This is a genomic window from Arthrobacter sp. UCD-GKA (assembly GCF_001863355.1).
Taxonomy (GTDB): Bacteria; Actinomycetota; Actinomycetes; order Actinomycetales; family Micrococcaceae; genus Paeniglutamicibacter.
In genome coordinates this window covers 550,434-569,543 of sequence record NZ_MOLR01000001.1, presented here as the reverse complement: position 1 = coordinate 569,543, position 19,110 = coordinate 550,434, and the positions used below count along the sequence as shown (strand labels likewise).

At 68.1% G+C, this 19,110-nt stretch carries 16 protein-coding genes; 6 read left to right on the top strand and 10 right to left on the bottom strand.

Annotated features, from left to right (window positions below; genetic code table 11):
* Positions 1-444 carry an MGMT family protein gene (locus BLJ79_RS02705; RefSeq protein ID WP_286135238.1) on the bottom strand — a complete coding sequence of 148 codons (444 nt, stop codon included), beginning with the start codon at positions 442-444 and terminating at the stop codon, positions 1-3.
* A gap of 119 nt (positions 445-563) precedes the next feature.
* Between BLJ79_RS02705 and BLJ79_RS02700 the strand changes: the two genes are divergently transcribed.
* From BLJ79_RS02700 to BLJ79_RS02675, 6 genes are all read left to right on the top strand, one after another.
* A complete protein-coding gene (locus BLJ79_RS02700) occupies positions 564-1,244 on the top strand; it encodes a 3'-5' exonuclease (protein ID WP_071213104.1) in 681 nt (226 codons plus the stop codon).
* A gap of 413 nt (positions 1,245-1,657) precedes the next feature.
* Positions 1,658-2,650, top strand: coding sequence for a methionine ABC transporter ATP-binding protein (locus tag BLJ79_RS02695; RefSeq protein ID WP_071213103.1), 993 nt, complete (start codon positions 1,658-1,660; stop codon positions 2,648-2,650).
* Between the two features lie 3 nt (positions 2,651-2,653).
* Positions 2,654-3,334 carry a methionine ABC transporter permease gene (locus BLJ79_RS02690; RefSeq protein WP_071213102.1) on the top strand — a complete coding sequence of 227 codons (681 nt, stop codon included), beginning with the start codon at positions 2,654-2,656 and terminating at the stop codon, positions 3,332-3,334.
* Between the two features lie 122 nt (positions 3,335-3,456).
* Positions 3,457-4,311, top strand: a complete 855-nt coding sequence (locus BLJ79_RS02685; RefSeq protein WP_071213101.1) for a MetQ/NlpA family ABC transporter substrate-binding protein — start codon at positions 3,457-3,459, stop codon at positions 4,309-4,311.
* A gap of 181 nt (positions 4,312-4,492) precedes the next feature.
* Entirely contained in the window at positions 4,493-5,344 is an 852-nt protein-coding gene (locus tag BLJ79_RS02680; RefSeq protein ID WP_071213100.1) for a MetQ/NlpA family ABC transporter substrate-binding protein, read from the top strand.
* 174 nt (positions 5,345-5,518) lie between these two features.
* Positions 5,519-7,336, top strand: coding sequence for an HNH endonuclease signature motif containing protein (locus BLJ79_RS02675; RefSeq protein ID WP_071213099.1), 1,818 nt, complete (start codon positions 5,519-5,521; stop codon positions 7,334-7,336).
* 453 nt (positions 7,337-7,789) lie between these two features.
* Here BLJ79_RS02675 and BLJ79_RS02670 read toward each other — a convergent pair whose 3' ends face one another.
* From BLJ79_RS02670 to hemE, 9 genes are all read right to left on the bottom strand, one after another.
* Positions 7,790-9,316, bottom strand: coding sequence for an amino acid permease (locus BLJ79_RS02670; RefSeq protein ID WP_071213098.1), 1,527 nt, complete (start codon positions 9,314-9,316; stop codon positions 7,790-7,792).
* Positions 9,317-9,696: 380 nt separating this feature from the next.
* Entirely contained in the window at positions 9,697-11,010 is a 1,314-nt protein-coding gene (gene hemL / locus BLJ79_RS02665) for a glutamate-1-semialdehyde 2,1-aminomutase (RefSeq protein ID WP_071213097.1), read from the bottom strand.
* On the bottom strand, positions 11,010-11,993 hold the full coding sequence (hemB, locus tag BLJ79_RS02660) for a porphobilinogen synthase (RefSeq protein WP_071213096.1): 984 nt from the start codon (positions 11,991-11,993) through the stop codon (positions 11,010-11,012). Before hemB ends, hemL begins: the two co-directional genes overlap by 1 nt.
* Positions 11,994-12,033: 40 nt before the next feature.
* Positions 12,034-12,969, bottom strand: a complete 936-nt coding sequence (locus BLJ79_RS02655; RefSeq protein ID WP_071213095.1) for a uroporphyrinogen-III synthase — start codon at positions 12,967-12,969, stop codon at positions 12,034-12,036.
* Between the two features lie 5 nt (positions 12,970-12,974).
* Positions 12,975-13,949, bottom strand: a complete 975-nt coding sequence (gene hemC / locus BLJ79_RS02650; RefSeq protein WP_071213094.1) for a hydroxymethylbilane synthase — start codon at positions 13,947-13,949, stop codon at positions 12,975-12,977.
* A complete protein-coding gene (locus BLJ79_RS02645; RefSeq protein ID WP_071213093.1) occupies positions 13,946-15,151 on the bottom strand; it encodes a ferrochelatase in 1,206 nt (401 codons plus the stop codon). Before BLJ79_RS02645 ends, hemC begins: the two co-directional genes overlap by 4 nt.
* Entirely contained in the window at positions 15,148-15,861 is a 714-nt protein-coding gene (gene hemQ / locus BLJ79_RS02640) for a hydrogen peroxide-dependent heme synthase (protein ID WP_071213092.1), read from the bottom strand. The genes BLJ79_RS02645 and hemQ overlap by 4 nt, the downstream gene beginning before the upstream one ends.
* Positions 15,862-15,990: 129 nt before the next feature.
* Positions 15,991-17,853: a protoporphyrinogen/coproporphyrinogen oxidase gene (locus BLJ79_RS02635; RefSeq protein WP_286135237.1), complete on the bottom strand. Its 1,863-nt coding sequence runs from the start codon at positions 17,851-17,853 to the stop codon at positions 15,991-15,993.
* Between the two features lie 127 nt (positions 17,854-17,980).
* Positions 17,981-19,051 (bottom strand): uroporphyrinogen decarboxylase, encoded by a 1,071-nt coding sequence (gene hemE, locus BLJ79_RS02630; protein WP_071213091.1) that lies wholly within the window; start codon positions 19,049-19,051, stop codon positions 17,981-17,983.
* Positions 19,052-19,110 lie beyond the last annotated feature (59 nt).

Genomic DNA, 19,110 nt, shown 5'->3' with positions numbered 1-19,110 from the left:
TCAGATCATTCGGGGGCGACGTTTTGGAACCGGGAGCGCTTCGGCCACCCGGTCGATGCGCGCATGGTCTGCCTCGGTGGGCACCCAGCGTGCACGTTTCATCCGCACCCGGGCCTCGGTGCACGGGGTCGCTTCCCGCGCCCAGTGCCCGGCCGCGACCGGTTGCAAGGCGGCCGGCAGGGTCCCGTCGGAGCGGATGACCCGCCACCAGGTGACCTCCGATCCCCCGCGGCCCATCACCTTGCCCACCTGTCGCGGGCCACCGGACCCCAGGAGTTCGGCGATGTCGCCGTAGGAGAGGACCTTGCCGGCGGGAATCATGGCGACCACCGCAAACACCGCTTCGTCGTACTCCAGTCCCGCCTCGGCCGCAGCTCCGGCCGTTCCCGGGAGATCCATGGCTCCCCCCGCATCCGGAACCGTTGTCCGTGCTGACTGGTCCAAGGTTGTCTCCTCACGTGCCGTGCCCATCCACACCCATTATCGGGGGTCGGGCCCGCTGTTCATCCACAAGCGCGCTGCGGATCGCCAAAGTGTCTCAGGTTCCCGGTAGCGTTGAGGCCATGACTTCCTGGCATACTCTCCCCCGCGCCGCATTCGATCTCGAAACCACCGGCCGCGACCCGCTCGATGCACGCATCGTCACCGCCTCCATCCTGGTGGTCAACGGGCGCTCCGAAATCCTGCAGACCAGGGAATGGCTCGTCAACCCCGGCGTGGCCATCCCGGAAGAGGCCTCGGCCATCCACGSCATTTCCACCGCCAAGGCGCAGGCCGACGGCATGGATGCGGCCACCGCAGTTGCCGAAATCTCGGCGTTCCTGGCCGACYTGTTCCTCACCATGCCCGTCATGGCCTTCAACGCCGCCTACGACTTCACGGTGCTCGACCGCGAAGCCAAGCGCCACGGCCTGGCCCCGATCGTCCCGGCCCCGGTCATCGACCCCTACGTCCTGGACAAGCAGGTCGACAAGTACCGTCGCGGCAAGCGCAACCTCTCGGTGATGAGCGAGTTCTACGGCGTTCCGCTGCTCAACGCCCACACCTCGGAGGCCGATGCCGCCGCCACCATCGGGATTGCCGATGCGCAGGCCGCGAAATACCCCCAGCTGCAGGCCGACCCCGCCGCACTGCACGCGCAGCAGATCAAGTGGGCGGCGGAGCAGGCAGCAAGCCTCCAGGAGTACTTCCGCCGCAAGAACCCCGACGCCGTCGTCGACGGCCAGTGGCCGGTCAAGTCCTAGCCAGGCACCTCACGCAATATGTCGAAGGGATCCCGACTCGGGATCCCTTCGACGTTTCCGGGGCGAAGCCCGGGCCTGCGGGTCCCTTGCCGCCGGGGCACCCCGACCGGCACTTCGCGGCGCCAATCCCGGCGGCGTCCGCGCAACATGAAGCAATATTTCCCCACCAATGACTCCGGGTGAGCCAGCTCACCCTACGCATCGGTAACCCCAAGCCCCTTTTTGCGCCAGCCGCGCCAGCGAATTATTCGAAAAAACCTCCGCTCCCCCAAGAAAACGGCAGCCAAACCCGGCGCCGTCGAGAGCCGTTGCGAAGAAAGTCGGGAAACGGCCACGATTGCGCTGCAATCGTTCGACAGTGATTCAATGTCAGGTACCCCCTTTACTTTTTGATTGCTAAGGACATCCCCCTTTTGATCACAGTCACTGACCTGCGCAAGGTCTACCAGCAGGGCGACCGCACCGTCGTCGCCCTGGATGGAGTCTCCTTGCACGTCGATGCCGGCCAAATCCACGGCATCATCGGCCACTCCGGCGCCGGCAAGTCAACACTTGTCCGTTGCCTGACCTTGCTTGACCGCCCGACCTCCGGGTCCGTTGCCGTGAACAACCAGGAACTGGCCAATGTCTCCGACTCCGACCTGCGCACCGCACGCCGGCGCATCGGCATGGTCTTCCAGCATGCCAACCTGATGGATTCGCGCACCACCGCGCAGAACGTGGCCTTCCCGCTGGAACTCATCGGCACCCCCAAGGCCAAGATCGCCGAAAAGGTCAATGCCCTGCTGGAACTGGTTGGACTGACCCAGTTCGCCGACGCGTACCCGGCCCAGCTTTCCGGAGGGCAGCGCCAGCGCGTCGGCATCGCCCGCGCCCTGTCCTCGGATCCCGACGTGCTGCTGTGCGACGAACCCACCAGCGCGCTGGATCCCAAGACCACCGACGAGATCCTTGCGCTCATCAAGTCCGTGCGTGACCGGCTGAACCTCACGGTGCTGATCATCACCCACGAAATGAACGTCGTGAAGCAGGCCTGCGATTCGGTCTCGCTGCTCGAAGCCGGACGGATCGTCGAACACGGTGCCATCGCCACGGTCGTCGCCGACCCGGCCAGGCGCCTCTCCCAGGCGCTGCTGCCGATGCCCGGCAAGCTTCCGGCGGATCTTCCCGCCGGCGTCGTGCTGGATCTGCTCTACTCCGGTTCCCAGGCCACCGAGCCGGTGATCTCCTCGATTGCCCGCACCTTCAACGTGGACGTGAACGTGCTTGCCGGTTCCGTCGAGAACCTCGGGGCACACCAGTTTGCGCACCTGCGCATCCAGCTGCCCGAGGGCTCGGACATCACCGCCATCACCAACCACCTGCTCGCCAACGGTGTTGCCGTGACGCCCAAGGAGGCCAAGTAGTCCATGGACTTCTTCAACGATCTTGTCACCAACCCCGGCATCACCAAGGCCATGTGGCCGGCGTTCATCGAAACCATGCAGATGGTGGCCATCGCCGGTGTCTTCACCGTGATCATCGGCCTGCCGCTGGGGATCCTGCTGCTGAACACCTCGCAGGACGGGCTGACCCCCAACAAGCCGCTCAACGTGGTGCTCTCCGGAATCATCGTCAACATCACCCGGTCGATCCCGTTTGCCATCCTGATGGTTTCGCTGATCCCGTTTGCCAAGCTCATTGTCGGCGTTTCACTGGGTCCGGTGGCCGCCTCGGTCTCGCTGACCATCGGCACCATCCCGTTCTTCGCCCGCCTGGTGGAAACCGCGCTGCGCGAGGTCTCCGGCGGGAAGATCGATGCGGCCCTGGTCATGGGATCGACCAAGATGCAGGTCATCCGCAAGGTCCTGGTTCCCGAAGCCATGCCCGGCATTGTTGCGGCGGGCACCACGACGCTGGTGACCCTGATCGGGTACTCGGCGATGGCCGGCCTGGTCGGCGGTGGCGGGCTGGGACGCTTGGCCTACAACTACGGCTTCCAGCGCTACGAACCGGCGATCATGGTGGTCACCATCGTGATCATGGTGGTCATGGTCCAGCTGGTCCAGGTCATTGGCGATCGCATCGCCCGCGTGGTGGATCACCGCTAGCCCCCGGCGCACGATCCGCCCACAGCATTCCGACGGCCCGGTCCGTCGGGGCGCAGCCAGTAGCCGCTAGCTGCGTGAGATCGCCGGCAGCACGCCGGCACCAACGAAAAGGAACGCAGCTCATGCGCAGGAAACTCGCACTTGCCCTCACCGGCGTCGCCACCCTGTTCGCCCTGACCGCCTGTGGCGGCAATGCCGGCGCACCGGCCGCCAGCACCGCGGAAACCGGCAATGCTTCCGGCTTGACCGTGGTCAAGGTCGGCGCCAGCCCGGTCCCGCATGCCCGGATCCTCGAGTACATCGATGAGAACCTGGCCGCGAAGGCCGGCATCGACCTGGACATCACAGAGATCGACGACTACCAGACCCCGAACCTTGCCCTCAGCGACAAGTCGATCGACGCCAACTTCTTCCAGCACGTCCCGTTCTTCGACGAGCAGGTCGCATCGAAGGGCTACGAGCTGGAGCACGGCACCGGAATCCTGCTTGAACCGCTCACCGCATTCTCCAAGAAGTATGCGGAGGCTTCCGCCGTCGAGGACGGTGCAACGGTGGTGCTCATGAACGATCCGTCCAACCAGGTGCGCGGCCTGCGTGTGCTTGAGGGAGCAGGGTTGCTCTCCGGAATCGTCGACGGCGACTCCGCGCTCAGCGTTGAGTCCGATGCCGCGAAGAACCCCAAGGGACTGAAGTTCCAGGAGGTCAACGCGGAGCAGGTCCCCAAGTTCTACCAGGAAGACCCGAACATCGGCCTCGCCATCGTCAACGGCAACTACATCGTCCAGGCCAAGCTGAACAAGGACGAAGCCCTCGCGGTTGAGCCCGTCAAGGACAACCCGAATGCCAACATCCTGGCCTGGCGTGCAGGCGAGAAGACCGAGGGCGTGACCAAGCTCGATGAGCTGTTGCACTCCGATGAGGTTCGCGACTACATCGAGACCACGTGGCCGGAGGGCGACGTCATCCCGGCCTTCTAGGCGTTCCGCGCCACCTCGCACCAAGCACCGCCCGCTTGGGCAAAACCACGTACCACCCCCCGTAATCCCCGATGGTTTTCGACGGCTCACCCTCGTCGACGCGCAGCTGGTAGCCGCTTCGCTGCGTTGGTTACCCGGTGTCCATCCACACCGGGTCTTGATGAAAAGGAAACGCATCGCTATGCGTAAGAAACTCGCACTTGCCCTCACCGGCGTTGCCACCCTGTTCGCGCTGACGGCCTGCGGCGGCGGCACCGCCGCTGCCCCCAGCGCATCGCAGAGCGGCGACAGCGCCGCACCGATCGTTGTCAAGGTTGGTGCGAGCCCGATCCCGCACGCCCAGATCCTCGAGTACATCGATGCCAACCTGGCTGCAAAGGCCGGCATCGACCTGGACATCACCGAGATCGAGGACTACCAGACCCCGAACATCGCGCTTGCCGACAAGACCCTGGATGCAAACTTCTTCCAGACCGAGGCCTACCTGGCAGACCAGGTGAAGACCAAGGGCTATAAGTTCGAGCACGGCGCAGGCGTCCACGTCGAGCCGCTGACCGCGTTCTCCAAGCAGTTCAAGGACGTCGCCTCGGTGACCGAAGGCGCCACCGTGTTGCTGAACAACGACCCGGTGAACCAGCTGCGCGGCCTGCGCGTACTGGAAACCGCAGGCCTGCTCAGCGGCCTGGCCGATGACGATTCGGCCCTGACGATTCAGGACGACGCCGCCAAGAACCCCAAGAAGCTGAAGTTCCAGGAAGTGAACTCGGAGCAGGTTCCCAAGTTCTACCAGGAAGACCCGAAGATCGGACTTGCGATCGTCAACGGCAACTACATCGTGGCTGCCAAGCTGAACACCGACGAGATCATCGCCCAGGAAGACGCGGTCAACAACCCCAACGCCAACTTCCTGACCTGGCGCGAGGGCGAGAAGACCGACGGCATCGCCAAGCTCGACGAGCTGCTGCACTCCGACGAGGTCCGCGAATACATCAAGAGCACCTGGACCGACGGCAGCGTACTTCCGGCCTTCTAGTCCCCACGGTTCACCCGGGCGCCAAGCCACACGCGCCACGCGCCGAACCACGAATGCGCCGTCCCTCCCCTGCCACCGGCATCGGGCGGACGGCGCATTTTCGTTTCCCCGGACTTATCCACAATTCCGCCGCGGCCACTCCACTCCCCGTGCCCACGATGCATCATGGAAGGCATGACCACCTCCACCGGCATCATCGACGCGGCCCTGGCCGCGCTCAACGGGGCATTGGAAACCGGGACCACCGGCCCAACCCCGGATGCCGGCATGCCCATCGACCCGCTGCGGACCCTCGCTGCCCTCGAATTGCTGCTGCGCCACACCGTTGATGCCGTGGATCGGTCCATCGCAGATTCCCCGGTCCGCGCCGCGGCCTTTGCACGGCTTTCCGAGCACTTCGCCCACGCCGGCAGCCACGCGCAAATCGTCGCCGCGGGCTCGTGCGACAGGACCGAGGTCAATACGCTGACCGACGGCGCGCTGGCCGGGCTCAACCAGGTCCTGGCCGCCCCCGAGGCCTTCGCCCGCGGCAACACGCAGCTTCCTGCCGATGCGGTGAGTGCCGCCGACCGCAAGCCCCTGCACAAGGGCACCCCCGAGTTCCTCGAGTCCCAGTTCAATCTCGACTACTTCCAGGCCGAGCACCGCGTGAAATCTCACGACCGGCTGCTGCCGCACCTTGACGCCGACGGGCAGCAGGCACCGGCCCGATACCCGCAGCTGGGCAGGATCCTTCAGTCCGGCACCGCGGACCCGCGCACCGTTGCCAGTGCCGCGGCCAAGCTCGCCGCGCTGGAGACCTCCATCGAGGCCCAGCCCGATCCCGCCAACGTGCGCACCAAGCTCGAGGCCTTGGTCGCCGGCATCCTGGCCACCGCCGGACAAAAGACCGTGGACAAATTGATCAAGCAGGCTGCCGCCGACCTTGACCGCAGCGTTCTTGAGCGCGAGGAAGCGGCAATGCTGCAGAACCTGAGCGTGCAATTCAAGTGCAAACGGCCCACCGGCTACGTCTGGGAGCTGACCACCGATGCCGTGGGCCACGCGTTCCTCAAGCGCCTGGCCGATGATTTGAACAACCCGCGCACCGCTTCCGGCCGGCTGCCCTTCCCCGCAGGTCCCGGCCTGCCGACGGATACCCCCGACGGCACTTGTCCGCCGCAGGATGCCGCGGACAGCGCCAACGACCCGGCGGGAGCCCCAAACGGCCTCCACGCCATCGCTTCGGGCGTTCCGGCCGGCAGCCTCGACCAGGGCTTCCTCCCGATTCCCGAATGGGCCGCAAACCCGGACACGCCCGTCGACCAGCGCCCACGTGCCGGCTTCAACGACGTGGGCCGTCCGGTGGCGCTCTCACCCGAGGAAGCACCCCGACCGGGGGAAACCGCGAAGGAAACCAACGCGCGACTGCGTGCTCGTCGGCTCTACCAATTGATCTTCGATGCGATCACCAGGTACATCGACCCGCACACTCCGGAGGATGTCTGGATGCCGCTGAGCTCCCGTATCGAGATCCTGGTGACGATCACCTACGAGGCGTTGGCCGGGATCACCGACCAACCCGGCTTCACCGAGGACGGCGACCTCATTTCCGCGGCAACGGCACGTCGGCTGGCCTGCAACGCCGGCATCCTGCCGCTGGTCATGAGCGGCAAAAGCCAGCCGCTGGATCTGGGCCGTAAGGTCCGCTACTTCACCAAGGCGCAGAAGCGGGCCATCGGCGCCCGCGACCGCGGCTGTGCGAACCCCGGCTGCTCGATGCCGGTCCACCGGACCGAGGTGCACCACATCAAGGCGTTTTCCGAGGGCGGGGAAACAAACGTGTCCAACGGGATCTTGCTGTGTATTTCATGCCACACCGCCTACCACGCGGGGCATTTCGACATCGTGGTCATCGACCAGATCCCCCACGTGGTGCTGCCCGCATCGCGGGATCCGCTCCGATTGCCCAGGCGGAACTGGGTCTTCCATCCGGAAGCCGCAGCCGCCTGATCGTCTTCAACCACAGCAGGACACCGTTGTCCGCTGACCGGCTCACGGCACGCCCGCTCGCCTCTCCACCGCCGTCTGCCCGGTGTGATGGAACTGCGGGCCTGGAGAACATCGGTAATCACTCACCCGACAGGTCGAGACCACCGATTTGACCGGGCTCCACGACGCGGTGGGGTGGAGCGCCTACACCGACTCCCCCGCGACTCTCCTAGCCTCGATCCGGGGTTCCCGCACCGTGGCCGTGGCCCGTCCCGGCAACCAGCTGGTCGGGTTGGCCCGAAGCATTTCCGCCGGCGCTTCCATCTGCTGCCTGCAGGACGTCCTGTGCATCCCGCGATCGCGGCAGGTAAGCAAAGCGCCGGCGCCACGCCTGGATCTCGGGGATCCTGGTGGCACCGGCGCTTTGACCAGCAGCTGCTGCCGGCTGCCAAAGCAGCCAACCGCCAACGGGAACTACTGTGTGGCGGGCTGCGGCTCTGCGGTCTTTTCCATCGCTGCCACTTGGTCCGCGTACTTCTGGTTCAGGCGCGAGTGGCGCCGTCCGTAGCCGAAGTAGATCAGCACGCCGAGCACCAACCACACGACAAAGTAGATCCACGTCTCCACGGCAAGGTTGACCATCAGGTAGGTGCACAGCAACGCCGAAACGATCGGGATGACCGGGCCGAACGGAACCCGGAAGGCGGGCTTGAGGTCCGGGCGCTTGCGGCGCAGCACGATGATGCCCAGGCTGACCATCACGAAGGCCGACAGCGTGCCGATGTTGATCATCTCCTCGAGCACATCCACGCGGGTGAAGCCGGCCACCAGGGCGACCAGCGAACCGCAGATGACGGTGATGCGCACCGGTGTGCCGCGCTTGGCGCTGGTCTTGGAGAGCGAGTAGGGCAGCAGCCCGTCGCGGCTGATGGCGAGCACGACCCGTGAGAGCCCCATGAGCAGCACCATGACCACCGTGGTCAGGCCGATCAGTGAGCCGACGGCAATGACCGAGGCTGCCCCTTCGTTGCCCACCAGCGAGAACGCGGTAGCCAGCGTCGGTGTCTCCACGGCCGCCAGCTCCTTGTAGGAGACCATTCCGGTCAGCGCGAACGAAACACCGACGTAGAGCAGCGTGGTCAGGGCAAGTCCGGCGAAGATGCCGCGGGGCAGCGTCTTGTTCGGGTTCTTGACTTCTTCGGCGCTGGTGGCCACGACGTCGAAGCCGACGAACGCAAAGAAGACCAGTGCGGCGCCGGCAAGCACGCCCATCATTCCGTATTGGGCCGGTGCGGCGCCGGTGGCAAAGGCGAAGAGCGACTGCTTGAGCACCTCGGAGGTGCCATCCCCCGTGGCCGGAACCGCCTCGGGGATGAACGGAGTGAAGTTCTCCGCCTTGATGTAGAACAGGCCGGCGACGATGACGAAGAGCACGACGGCGATCTTGATAATGGTGAACACATTCCCGACCGTGGCTGACAGCTTGGTGCCCATGACGAGCAGCAGCGTGAACAGCGCGACGATCAGCAATGGTCCCCAGCTCATGGTGACGATGCCTAGGTCAATGGTGGGTGAGAGGTGTACTCCCACGAGCTGGAAAACTTCGGTGAGGTAGATACCCCAATACTTGGCGATCACCGCGGCTGCAGTGAAAAGTTCGAGGATCAGGTTCCACCCGATGATCCATGCAATGAACTCGCCCATGGTGGCATAGGAAAACACATACGCCGAGCCTGCGACGGGGATCGCGGTCGCAAATTCCGCGTAACACATGATGGCCATGGCACAGGTAAGCGCTGCGATCACAAAGGAGAGCGTGACTGCCGGTCCGGAGAAGTTTGCTGCGGCCCGCGCGCCCACGGAGAAGATGCCGGCGCCCACCGACACTGCCACACCCATGATCATCAGATCCCAGGTGTTCAGGGTCCGCTTGAGCTGGCGGCCGGGTTCCGCGGCGTCAGCCAGGAAACTCTCCACGGGTTTGGTACGAAAAAGGCTCACTGATTTCCTCGGCGGCAATGAAACGCGAAAACTAACCGGACAAGCCTAGCCGCGTTGCCCATACGCCCCTGTGGACCGCTTGCTCCCTGATGCACCCCGGCGCCGGGAATCCTTGCACCTTCCCCCACACCCCGGCATGTTGACCAATCAGTATCTGACGTGTCCTTTTACCGCATTTCTCATGGCCCATCCGCATCGACGCGACTTTCCCCCACGGGCCTCGGTCCGACAAATGCGCCGAAACGAAAAGTGGTCTAGAGCTCACCAAATTTCATCTCCCGGGCGCTGTGAGCCGCCCAAAAACATGAAAAAGCCCCCGGAAAGCTCCGCATCAAGCGATTGACGCGGCGGCTTCCGGGGGCTTTTACGCCCCTGTCGGGCTAGACGGCGGGAACAGCCGAAGCTGCCGCACGGGCCGCGGCCGGGAGCGCGTCGAAGATCTTGTTCATGGCCTCGTCGTCGTGGGCCGACGAGAGGAACCAGGCCTCGAAGACACTCGGCGGCAGGTAGATTCCCGACTCGAGCATCGAGTGGAAGAACGGCGCGTAGCGGTAGGCCTCTTGGGCCTGGGCCTGCGCGTAGTTGTGCACGCCGTGCTCCGAGGTGCCGAAGGCGACCGAGAACAGGTTGCCCGCTCTCTGGATCGAGTGGTCGACGCCCGCGGCGGCAAGCGCCCCGGTGAGGGCAGCCTGCAGCTCGAGGGACTTCGCATCGATGTGCGCGTAGACCTCGGGCGTGGCGTGGGTCAGTTGGGCGATGCCCGCCGCCATGGCCACCGGGTTGCCCGAGAGCGTGCCGGCCTGGTAGACCGGGCCCAGCGGGGCCAGGTAGTCCATGACCTCGGCGCGTCCGCCCAGCGCGGCGGTGGGCAAGCCGCCGCCGATGACCTTGCCGAAGGTGTACAGGTCCGGGGTCCAGCCCTCGGTGCGGCCGCTCAGTCCCCAGTAGCCGGCATCCGAGGCGCGGAAGCCGGTGAGCACCTCGTCGAGGATCAGCAGCGCGCCGTTGGCGGTGGTGGTCTCGGCCAGGAACTTGTTGAAGCCCTCGTCCGGGGTCACGACTCCCATGTTGCAGGGGGCGGATTCGGTGATGACCGCGGCGATGTTCGCGCCGTGCTCGGCGAAGGCCGCGGTGATGGCCTCGCGGTCGTTGTACGGCAGCACCAGGGTCTCGGCGGCGGTGGCCGCGGTGACTCCGGCGGAGCCGGGCAGGGCCAGGGTGGCCAGGCCGGAACCGGCGGCGGCCAGCAGGCCGTCGAGGTGGCCGTGGTAGCAGCCGGCGAACTTCACGATCAGGTCGCGGCCGGTGTAGCCGCGGGCCAGGCGCACCGCGGTCATCGTCGCCTCGGTGCCGGTGGAGACCATGCGCATGCGCTCGACCCCGCCAAAGCGGTCCATCACCAGGCGGGCCAGCTTGCCCTCGTCGGGCGTGGAGGCACCGAAGGACAGCCCGCGGTCGACCGCCGCGTGCACCGCATCCTGGATGGCCGGGTGCGCGTGGCCCAGCAGCGCCGGGCCCCAGGAGCAGACCAGGTCGACGTAGGAGTTCCCGTCGGCGTCGGTCAAATACGCCCCCTTGGCGCCGACCATGAACGGGGGCACCCCGCCGACCGAGCCGAAGGCGCGCACCGGGGAGTTCACCCCGCCGGGCATGAGCTGCTGGGCGGTGGCGAAGAGTTCAGCGGAGCTGGTCATTACTTTCCTTCTTTCAGCCACTGGGCGATTTCACTGGCCCAGTAGGTCAACACGGTGTCTGCGCCGGCACGGCGGATGCCCAGCACGGATTCGAGGATTGCGGCGCGGCGGTCGATCCAGCCGTTGGCGGCGGCGGCCTCGATCATCGCGTACTCGCCGGAGATCTGGTAGGCGGACACCGGAACCGGGGACATCGCCGCGACGTCGGCCAGCACGTCCAGGTAGCTCATGGCCGGCTTGACCATGACCATGTCGGCGCCCTCGGCCAGGTCGAGCTCGACCTCGATCATGGCCTCGCGGCGGTTGGCCGCATCCATCTGGTAGCTGCGGCGGTCCCCGGTCAGCTGAGAGTCCACGGCCTCGCGGAACGGGCCGTAGAAGGCACTGGCGTACTTGGCGGCGTAGGCCAGGATGGACACGTCCTGGTGCCCCGCCTCGTCAAGGGCCTGGCGGATGACCGCGACCTGGCCGTCCATCATGCCCGAGGGGGCGACGATGTGCGCCCCGGCGTTGGCCTGGGCGACGGCGAGCTTGCCGTAGATATCCAGGGTGGCGTCGTTGTCCACGCGGCCCGCCGCGTCCAACACGCCACAGTGGCCGTGGTCGGTGAATTCGTCCAGGCAGACATCGGACATGATGACCAGTTCGTCGCCGACCTCGGCGCGCACCGCCTCGATGCCCAGGTTCAGGATGCCTGCCGGGTCCAGCCCGGCGCTGCCGACCGCGTCGCGGGTCTCGGGGATGCCGAAGAGCATGATGCCGCCCAGTCCCAGTTCGACGGCCTCGGAGGCCGCGGCCTTGAGGCTGTCCATGGTGTGCTGCACGACCCCGGGCATCGAGGTGATCGGGTTCGGCTCGGTGATCCCTTCGCGCACGAAGGCGGGCAGGATCAGTTGCTGCGGGGCCAGCACCAGTTCGGCGGTGAGCCGGCGCATGGCGGGGGTGGTGCGCAGGCGGCGGGGCCTGCGGGCGGGGAATGACATTCTTCGCTCCTTGTGAAGCTGGTGTGGTGGTAGCTAAGTCTTAGGTGGCTGGATCGGTGGAGGCTCGACGGGCGGAAGCTGCCCGGGAGGAAGCTGCAAGGGTGGAGTTTGCGTGGCGGGAGGCTGCAACGGCGGATTCCCAGGCATCGGCGAGCCCCTCGGGGGTGGGCAGGGCGGCGATGCCCGTCGGTTCCAACCCGTGCTCGCGCAGCCGCTTGGCGGTGCTGTCCCCGATGGCGATCAACTCCTGACCCCCAGTCAGGCGCGCGGCCAGGTCCGGAAACAGGACCAGGAACGTGTCGACGGTGCTCGGCGAGGAGAACATGACCGTATCCATCCCGGCCAGGGCCCCGGGGAGTTCGGGGACCGCGAGCAGGTACCCGCCCTCCGGCAGGTCCACCGGGGTGGAGGCCGGCGATCCAAGCAGCGCGCGTGCCGGATCCGCCGGGGCGGTGACGGTGTTGTAGGCAACGACGATGTCCGCATCCCAGCCGTGGGCCGCGAACCCGTCGCGCAGCGTGGCCGAGGCGATGTCCGCCTGCGGGGCGAACACCCGGGCGGCCGAGGTGCGCAAATCCGGCCAGTCCGCGAGCATGCCGCGGGCCGAGTGGTCGGTGGCGGGCATGAAATCGATTCGCGCGCCCAGAGCCTGGACGGCCCGCGCGGTAGCCTCGCCGACCACCGCGACCCGGGTGCCGGAGGGGATGCGCAATTCCACGCCCAGCGCCGCGGCCCGGGCGCCCAGCGCGGTGAGCGTGTTGACGGAGGTGAACACGCACCAGTCGTAGTGCCCGGACAGCATCCGGCGCAGGTGCGCATCGAGTTCCGCGGTGTCGGCGGGCAGCTCGAAGTCGATGAGCCGGCACACCGCCGTGCGTGCGCCGCGTGCCGCAAGGACCTCCACGGTCGCCGCGGCACGGTCGGCACTGCGCAGCAGCAGGGCGGTGCGCCCCGCCAACACCCCGGGATTCGACATGGTTCCTACAATCCCGCCAGCTCGGCTGCGCCCTCGCGCAGCAATTGCTCGGCCAGCGCGACGCCCAGGGCCGCGGCGCCGTCGAGCGTAAGCTCGCGGGTGGTGGCGGAGCGGCGCATGGTGTCGGACCCGTCGACCTTGCAGGCCACCGAGTCGAGCACCAATTCGTCCCCGCGGACGGTGGCCAGCGCGCCGATCGGCGCGGCGCAGCCGGCCTCAAGGCGGGCCAGCAGCGCGCGTTCGGCGGTGACCGCCAGGCGCGTGTCCGAATCGTCCATGGTTTCCAGCGCCGCGTCCACCGATGCGTGTCCGGTGCCGCCGGTCCGCACCTCCACGGCCAGGGACCCCTGGCCGGGAGCCGGGAGCATGATCTCCGGGTCCAGGTACTCGGTGATGTGGGATTCCAGGCCCAGGCGCTCCAGCCCGGCGGCGGCCAGGATCACCGCGTCCAGGTCGCCCTGGGCGGTGCGCCCCACTCCCCCGTCGTCCTTCTGCGCCGGCGAGCCCTTGACCCGGCCCAGCCGGGTGCCGACGTTGCCGCGGATGTCCACGATCCGAAGGTCCGGGCGGAAGGCCAGCAGCTGCGCGGCGCGCCGCGGGGAACCGGTGCCCACCGTGGCGCCCTCGGGCAGCTCGGCCAGGAAAAGCCCGTCGCGGGCGCACAGCGCATCGCGCACGTCCGCGCGCTCCGGGGTGGCGGCGATGACCAGGCCGTCGGGCTGCGTGGTCGGCAGGTCCTTGAGCGAGTGCACCGCCATGTCGCAGGTGCCCTCGTACAGTGCCTGGCGCAAGGCGGCGGCAAACACGCCGGTGCCGCCAAGCTGCGAGAGCGGACCGGTGGTCACGTCCCCCTCGGTCTTCACCAGCACGGTGTCGTAGGGGACCTGGGCGATCTCGTGCAGCTGCGCGGCGACATGCCCGGTCTGCGTGGTGGCCAGCGCGGAGCCGCGGGTGCCGATGGTGAAGCGGGAGGCGCTCATGGTGCCGGCACCCCGACCTCGGAGTCGACCGCGGCGATGGTCGGCTTGGTGGTGCCGTCGCGCATCACCTTGGCGCAGCAGTTGGGGCGGCAGACATCGAACCAGGGACCGAGCTCGGCGACCGAGGCGCGGCCAGGCTTCAGCGCGGCACCGTCGGACCCGGCCAGGCGCTCGGCCACCAGGTCGACCATGCCGGAGACGAAGTCCGCATGGGTGCCGGGTGTCGGGGCGCGGTGGAAGGCAAGGCCGAGTTCGGCGCAGGTTTCCCTCGCCTCGGTGTCCAGGTCCCAGAGGACCTCCATGTGGTCCGAGACGAAGCCGATGGGCATCACCACGACCCCGGCGACGCCGGCTGCCTGGTACTCGGTGAGCGCGTCGTTGATGTCCGGTTCCAGCCACGGCACGTGCGGGGCGCCGGAGCGGGACTGGAAGACCAGGGAGTGCTCCAGCCCGGCGGCCTCGGGCACCCCGGCCAGGATCGCGTCGGCGACGGCCAGGTGCTGGGCCGAGTACAGGTCGGTGTCCAGCGTGGCCACGAGGTCGCGCGGGCCGGCGGCCTGCGCGTCGGAGGTCGGGATCGAGTGCGTCACGAAGACGATCTTGATCTCGCCCTCCGGGTTTCCGGCCGTGGCCAGCTGCGCCCGGACCTCGGCCAGCGAATCGCGCAGCCCGCCCATGAACGGAGTGACGAACCCGGGGGTGTCAAAGTACTGGCGCACCTTGTCAACCTCGAGCTTGCCCTCCAGGCCGGTTTCGCGCAGCGCGACGCCCAGGTCCTCGCGGTATTGCCGGCAGGAGGAGTAGCCGGAATAGGCGCTGGTGGAGAGCATCAGCACCCTGCGGTGGCCCTCGGCGTGGATCTGTTCAATCGTTTCGGCGACGTACGGGGCCCAGTTGCGGTTGCCCCAGTAGACCGGCACGTTGATGTCGCGGGCGGCCAGCTCGGCCTCGAGGGCCGCCTTCAGCGCGCGGTTCTGTGCGTTGATCGGGGACACCCCGCCGTTGGCGCGGTAGTGGGTGGCGACCTCCTCGAGGCGCTCGTCGGGGATGCCGCGACCCTTCGTGACGTTGCGCAGGAACGGGATCACGTCGTCCTGTCCCTCCGGTCCGCCGAAGGAGGCCAGCAGGATCGCGTCGTACGCCTTGGGCGCCATGACCCCGTTTTCGTCGTACCCGGTGCGCGGGTCGAATTCCTGGCTCATCGCAGGACCTCGGCGACCTCGGCGGTGGAGATGCGGCGGCCGGTGTAGAACGGGATTTCCTCGCGCACGTGGTTGCGGGCCTCGGTGTAGCGCAGGTGGCGCATCATGTCGACCAAATCGATCATGTCCGGGGCCTCGAGGCAGATCTGCCATTCGTAGTCCCCGAAGGCGAAGGCCGCCACGGTGTTGGCCAACACGGACGGGAAGTCCCGGCCCAGGATGCCGTGGTCGCGCAGCATCTTGCCGCGTTCCTTCGGATCCAGCAGGTACCAGTCGGTGGAGCGGACAAACGGGTAGACGGTCATCCAGGCCTCGGGGGCCACACCGCGGGCGAAGGCCGGCGAGTGGTCCTTGGAGAACTCGGCCTCGCGGTGCACGGCCATGGTCGAGTAGACGATGGAGGTCTCGGCGAAGAGGTAGGAGCGGCGGATCTTGCGCACCGCGGCCTGCAGGGACTCGGCGGTCGGGCCGTGCACCCAGGTCATCACGTCGGCGTCCTCGCGCATGGCGGAGACGTCGTAGGTGCCGCGCAGGGTCACGCCCTCGGCGGCCAGCTCGGCAACCAGTGCGTCGAACGCCTCGACGCCCTCGGACCGGTCCAGGTCCGAGTCGCGCTTGAAGACGGTCCACAGGGTGTAGTACATGGTCGCGTCGGCACCCGCCGCTTCGCGGTCGCGGACGACGGGTGAATTGGATTCCACTGCACTCATGGGTTGGTTCTCCTGCTTTCTTTGCGGTACTTCGCCTTCCGGCGAAGTGGTTCTCGTACGTGTTGCGAAAGTCTGTGGTGCCGCACCCGTCCGGCACGCCGGGGCGGCGCCGGGCGGGAAGGCCGGGGGTCAGCTGGCGGTGATGCGCAGCCGCTTGCGGGTGTCGTTGACGACGGAGGCCAGCCCGGTGCCCGCCAGCCAGGCGCCGACCAGCTCGAGGCCCGGGTGCGCGGAGGCGATCTCGCGGATCGCCGCCACGCGCGCCGCGTGCCCGGTGGTGGCGAAGGGCAGCGCGCCGGAATAGCGCACGACGTCGAAGCCCAGCACGTCCCCGGCGGTGATTTCCATGCCCAGCAGCACCGAGGCGTCGGCCAGCGCGGCGTTGCGCAGCGAGGCGTCGTCGGCGTTCACCAGCGCGGAAGCCACGTCGTTGAGCCGGCCGTAGGACAGGCGCAGCACGTGCGACCCGGGGCCCGATTCGTCGCCCAGCCACTGCCACTTGGCCGTCGCGTGGGTCAGTGCCTTGGCCCCGACGTTGTCCGCGGTGGGGGCGACCAGCAGGCCGGTACCGCGCGGGGCGTCGTCGAGCTCCGGCTTGTCGATGACCAGGGTGACCAGGGAAATACCGGCACCGGGTGCGGGGCGGTGGACGGCGAAGGCCGTATCGACGCCGGCCAGCAGGTCGACGGCGACCGGCCCGCCGGTGGCAACCACGACGCGCTCGGCCAACACCTCGCGGGGCGCTGCCGGGGTCTCGACCTTGGCCGCCTTCTCGTGCTTCTCCTGCTTTTCGTGCTTCTCGGCCTTGCCGGGGCGGGCGGGCGCTGCGGCGTCGGCTACTGCCGGGGCGGCCAGCAGCACGCGGAATCCGGCGGGATCCCCCGTTGCCGTGAGCGCCTCGACCCGGCTGTTGGCATGCAATTCGACGCCCGCGGATTTCAGGTCTTCCAGCAGGGCGGCGGTGAGCCGGTTCATGCCCCCGACCACCGAGGCGACCGCGGATCCGGCCGGGGCCGCGGCGCGCATGGCCGCCACGGCGCGGGCCAGCGAGCCGTGCTTGAGCACCGCGGCGCGCAGCCCGGGGGCGATGGCGTCGACGTCGAGGGTGTCGGGATCGGCCGAGTGCACGCCCGAGACCACGGGGGTCACCAGGTTTTCCAGCACGGCCGAGCCCATCCGGGAACGGACCAGCGCGCCGAGGGACATCGTCCCCTCGGTGATCTTCTTCGACACCGGGGTGATCAGGTCGGCCGCGGCGCGCAGGGCACCGGCTCGCCCCACGGCGCTGCGCACCTCTTCGGCCCACGGGTCACCGGGGATGCCCAGGATGCCGGTGGCCGGCAGTGGCTGCGCGGTGTTCTCGCTGCCGCGCTTCAGGTACAGCCAGGCTCCCCCGGGTTCCGGGGTGACGATGTCATCGCCCAGGCCCAGCTCCCCCAGGAGGTCGGCGACGGCGGTGGAGCGGGTGGCGAAGGATTCTGCGCCGGCATCCAGCCGGAGCCCGGCAACCTCGTGGACGCCCACGCAGCCGCCGAAGGCCGCGGAGGCCTCGTGGACCTGGACGCGGTGTCCGCTGGTGGCCAGCTCGCGGGCGGCCACGAGCCCGGAGATGCCGCCGCCGATGACCACCGCAAGCGGGCCCTCGGGCACCGCCGGGGCAGGCGTCGCGGCCTCGGTGCCGCGGGCCCGGGCCAGCAGGCGCATGGCGTGGGCCGCGGCGTTGGAGGCGACCGGGGTGCGCCGGGCCTTGGCCGGAGCCTTTTCTGCGGCAGCGGCGACAGCTGCGGCCGGTGTTGCCGTGCCGGGCGTTGCCGCCTCCGCGGTGCCGTCGGCGTCGGCGGCCGGGGGCGTGTCGGCCACCGGCGCGTTCCCGGTGCCCGGTGCGCCGGCCGATGTCCCGTCGTCGAGGTCCGCCGCGGCGCCCGCAGCGCGCCGGGCCGTTCCGGCTTCATTGGCCGAGCCGCGGCGTGGCTGCTCTTCGACGTTTGGCACCATCAACTCTTTTCAGGGAAACGAATGTGTATCTTCGAAGGCGCCGGACACGATGCGCGGCGGCCGCGCGGCGCTGGGCCGTGCGGCCGGCGCACCGTGTCCTGCACCCGGTGTTGCTTCTTCTAGCTTAACGCCCGGCCACGGGGATCGAGTGAATGAGTTCGACCACACGCGTGAGGGTTTCCGGGTTGGTTTCCGGCGGCACGCCGTGGCCCAGGTTCGCCACGTGCGAGACGGCGGTGTCGCCCGCGGCAAGCACCTCGCGCACGTGGGCCTCGAGGACCTCCCACGGGGCCGACAGCAGCGCCGGGTCGATGTTGCCCTGCAACGGGATGTCCCCGCCGAGGCGGCGGTTGGCCTCGTCCAGCGGCAGGCGGTAGTCCACGCCCATGACATCGACGCCGACATTGCGCATGGCGCCGAGCAGTTCGCCGGTGCCGGTGCCGAAGTGGACCAGCGGGACGCCGGTGTCGCGCACGACATCCAGGGCGCGGGCCGAGGCCGGGGCGACATGGTTGGTGTAGTCGGCCAGCGACAGCGATCCGGCCCAGGAGTCGAAGAGCTGTCCGGCGGAGGCGCCGGCCTCGATCTGGGCGCGCAGGAACGCACCGGAGGCGTCGGCGGCCCAGTTGGCCAGTTCCTCCCAGACACCCGGCTCGGCATGCATCATGGTGCGCGGGCCCATGTGGTCGCGGGACGGGCGCCCCTCGACCATGTAGGCGGCGACGGTGAACGGGGCACCGGCGAATCCGATCAGCGGGGTGTTGCCCAGCTGCTCGACGGTCATCGCGACCGCCTCGCGGATCGGGTCCAGCGAGGCGTCGGTCATCTTCGGCAGCGCCCGCACGTCGGCGGCGGTGCGCACCGGGGTGCCCAGCACCGGGCCGACGCCCGGGACGATGTCGACCTCGATGCCCGCGAGCTTCAGCGGGATCACGATGTCGGAGAAGAAGATCCCGGCATCCACGTCGTGCCGGCGCACCGGCTGCAAGGTGATTTCCGAGGCCATCTCCGGGCGCAGGCAGGATTCGAGCATCTCGGTGCCCTCGCGCAGCTTGCGGTATTCGGGCAGCGAACGGCCTGCCTGGCGCATGAACCACACGGGTCTGCGGCTTGGCTTCTGGCCGCGGTAAGCGGTAATCAACGGGGAATTGGCGGTACGACCGTCCATCAGCGGGTGGTTCTGGCTCAACGTCATGTTATTGATTCTGCCAACATATCCGCCCGAACCGTAATCCACACGCCCCCAGCGAACGT

Bases quoted from the DNA above. Each gene is read 5' to 3' on its own strand.
- BLJ79_RS02675 (WP_071213099.1), top strand. From the start codon at position 5,519: ATGACCACCTCCACCGGCATCATCGACGCGGCCCTGGCCGCGCTCAAC.
- hemQ (WP_071213092.1), bottom strand. From the start codon at position 15,861: ATGAGTGCAGTGGAATCCAATTCACCCGTCGTCCGCGACCGCGAAGCG.
- BLJ79_RS02655 (WP_071213095.1), bottom strand. From the start codon at position 12,969: ATGTCGAATCCCGGGGTGTTGGCGGGGCGCACCGCCCTGCTGCTGCGC.
- hemB (WP_071213096.1), bottom strand. From the start codon at position 11,993: ATGTCATTCCCCGCCCGCAGGCCCCGCCGCCTGCGCACCACCCCCGCC.
- BLJ79_RS02645 (WP_071213093.1), bottom strand. From the start codon at position 15,151: ATGAGCCAGGAATTCGACCCGCGCACCGGGTACGACGAAAACGGGGTC.
- hemL (WP_071213097.1), bottom strand. From the start codon at position 11,010: ATGACCAGCTCCGCTGAACTCTTCGCCACCGCCCAGCAGCTCATGCCC.
- hemC (WP_071213094.1), bottom strand. From the start codon at position 13,949: ATGAGCGCCTCCCGCTTCACCATCGGCACCCGCGGCTCCGCGCTGGCC.
- BLJ79_RS02685 (WP_071213101.1), top strand. From the start codon at position 3,457: ATGCGCAGGAAACTCGCACTTGCCCTCACCGGCGTCGCCACCCTGTTC.
- BLJ79_RS02680 (WP_071213100.1), top strand. From the start codon at position 4,493: ATGCGTAAGAAACTCGCACTTGCCCTCACCGGCGTTGCCACCCTGTTC.
- hemE (WP_071213091.1), bottom strand. From the start codon at position 19,051: ATGACGTTGAGCCAGAACCACCCGCTGATGGACGGTCGTACCGCCAAT.
- BLJ79_RS02690 (WP_071213102.1), top strand. From the start codon at position 2,654: ATGGACTTCTTCAACGATCTTGTCACCAACCCCGGCATCACCAAGGCC.